Annotated in this window: 3 protein-coding genes and 2 pseudogenes; 3 read left to right on the forward strand and 2 right to left on the reverse strand. The window is 49.2% G+C overall.

Features of this window, described 5'->3' with window-relative positions; translation table 11 throughout:
* Positions 1-130, forward strand: a pseudogene (locus QZ506_RS16785) (integrase); the annotation flags it as partial.
* A 172-nt stretch (positions 131-302) separates the two neighbouring features.
* On the opposite strand, the gene QZ506_RS16790 reads toward QZ506_RS16785, so the two are convergent.
* A complete protein-coding gene (locus QZ506_RS16790; RefSeq protein ID WP_291972630.1) occupies positions 303-599 on the reverse strand; it encodes a hypothetical protein in 297 nt (98 codons plus the stop codon).
* Between the two features lie 207 nt (positions 600-806).
* Between QZ506_RS16790 and fadH the strand changes: the two are divergent.
* Positions 807-1,424 (forward strand): annotated as a pseudogene (gene fadH / locus QZ506_RS16795) (NADPH-dependent 2,4-dienoyl-CoA reductase); the annotation flags it as partial.
* Positions 1,425-1,466: 42 nt separating this feature from the next.
* Here the strand turns inward: fadH and QZ506_RS16800 are convergent.
* Positions 1,467-1,646: a hypothetical protein gene (locus QZ506_RS16800; RefSeq protein ID WP_291972632.1), complete on the reverse strand. Its 180-nt coding sequence runs from the start codon at positions 1,644-1,646 to the stop codon at positions 1,467-1,469.
* Positions 1,647-1,852: 206 nt separating this feature from the next.
* Here QZ506_RS16800 and QZ506_RS16805 point away from each other — a divergent pair.
* Positions 1,853-1,999, forward strand: a 147-nt coding sequence (locus tag QZ506_RS16805) for a transposase (protein WP_291972634.1), incomplete at its 3' end; no start/stop codon positions are given.

Below are 1,999 nucleotides of genomic sequence, written 5' to 3' on the forward strand. Positions count from 1 at the left end.
AAGTTTGTCAGCTCGCTTATATACTGAAGAGAAAGGGAAAGACTACGCACAAAAACTATTAGGGCATAAATCAGCAACCATGACCGACAAGTACCGGGATGTACGTGGCTCAGAGTGGACAGAGGTGTAATTATTTCGATCGAATTTCGAGTAATTTCGATCGATACGCTATAACTTATTGAATAATAATCCCGGTATTTTTATGCCGCTGTGTAGCACACAGCGTCATGCAAACGGCAGTCTTCTGCCGTTTGCTCTGCGAGCACCAACACCAGTGGAAAAAACAGGACAAATCAAATCGATCAGGAAAGTGAACGACTAAAGGCGGAGGCATCCTTCGCCAAGGCGTCAATATAGCCGCCAATCACTTTAATGCGCTGCACCAAGGGATTTCGTTCCGGCGACGCATCCATAGAGTTTAACAGAATCACTAACTTTTCGATCTGCGCGCACAGCTCCGCTTCCCGCTGTTGGGCCTGCGTGAGCTGCTGCTGCCAGCGTTCACGATCCTGACGCCAGCCTTGCTGCTGCAACCTGACACAACGTTCCAAATCGGTAAGCGCACTTTCCAGCGCCGGTTCCCACTCATCCACCCACATAGCGATTCCTTAGCACTCTGATCCCGCGAATTATAATGATTGTTGGCACGGACAACAAACCTTCTGGCATACCGTCCCGATTATCGAGTGTCGCCATAGGGAATGACACAAATCACATTAAATAAACATTTATTTCACATATCATCCAACACTCGCTACAGTAAACTCATCAGACCAGTTTATTACGCGGTTTCTGTGGAGAGCACCATGCACGCTTACCCCAAGCTTTTTTCGCCCCTCAATTTGGGCTTCACCACGTTAAAAAACCGCGTCATCATGGGTTCGATGCACACCGGTTTGGAAGATCATCCACAGGGCACTGAACGGTTAGCGGCATTTTACCGAGAACGCGTACAGGGCGGTGTAGCACTGATTTTTACTGGCGGTATTGGGCCCAACGCCAAAGGTGCCGTAGTCGCTGGCGGAGCGACGCTTGGACATGAAAAACAGCTACCTCACCATCTCCCAATAACCGCTGCGGTGCATGAAGCGGGAGGGAAAATTACGCTGCAAATTCTGCATGCCGGGCGCTACAGCTATCAACCCGATCCCGTTGCACCTTACGCCCTTCAGGCACCGATCAGCCCCTTCCTTCCCCACGCCATGACCCATGAGGAGATTTTACACACCATCGCTGATTTTGTGCGCTGTGCGGCGCTGGCCGAACAGGCAGGCTATGACGGTGTGGAAATCATGGGCTCTGAAGGGTATCTGATTAATCAGTTTCTGGTCGAACGCACCAACCAGCGGCATGACGACTGGGGTGGCAACCAACAGAACCGCCGCCGCTTCGCGTTGGAGATTGTGCGTACCGTGCGCCGTGCGCCGTGCGCCCGGATCACACTTTTCATCTATACCCAATAAACCTCAAGATGCAGGTTTGAGCACCTGAAAACGATCATGAATTCTGGACGTCAGCGAGTCCGCTATTTCTGGTAGCGTATTGGGCTTTGTTGAATAATAGGGAATAATGCTGTTATGACAAGCCTGTTTTGGATTAAAATGCTGATCGCTCCGGGATGCATCACCAAGCTCTGGATTTAACATACTGATTTTACGTCAAGGGAATCCGCAGCCTTTATGGCTACGCAGCATAATATCTATTTATTCAACAAAGCCAGTTAGGCCTCATGAGAAAAGTGTACACCTGAGATGACAAGCAGTTTCAACCAAAACTGGGCTTTGTTGAATAAATAGAACTTTTGGGTAATCATCGGAGCAGATCACCACAGTTGTTTCAAAATCAGGTCTCCATGGCAAAACAAAATTTTAAAATCACCAACTTGCCCTCTTATAACAAGGCCCTCAAGCAGCGCGGTTCTCTAACCGTATGGCTAGATGAATCAGCCATTGCTGCATGGACGGAAAAAAACACTACTGAACGGCGTGGACGACCGCTC

Source organism: Candidatus Symbiopectobacterium sp., from assembly GCF_020054415.1.
Lineage (GTDB): Bacteria > Pseudomonadota > Gammaproteobacteria > Enterobacterales > Enterobacteriaceae > Symbiopectobacterium.

Excerpts from the sequence above, each read along its gene's own strand:
- QZ506_RS16800 (WP_291972632.1), bottom strand. The coding sequence starts at position 1,646 with ATGTTAAATCCAGAGCTTGGTGATGCATCCCGGAGCGATCAGCATTTT.
- QZ506_RS16790 (WP_291972630.1), bottom strand. The coding sequence starts at position 599 with ATGTGGGTGGATGAGTGGGAACCGGCGCTGGAAAGTGCGCTTACCGAT.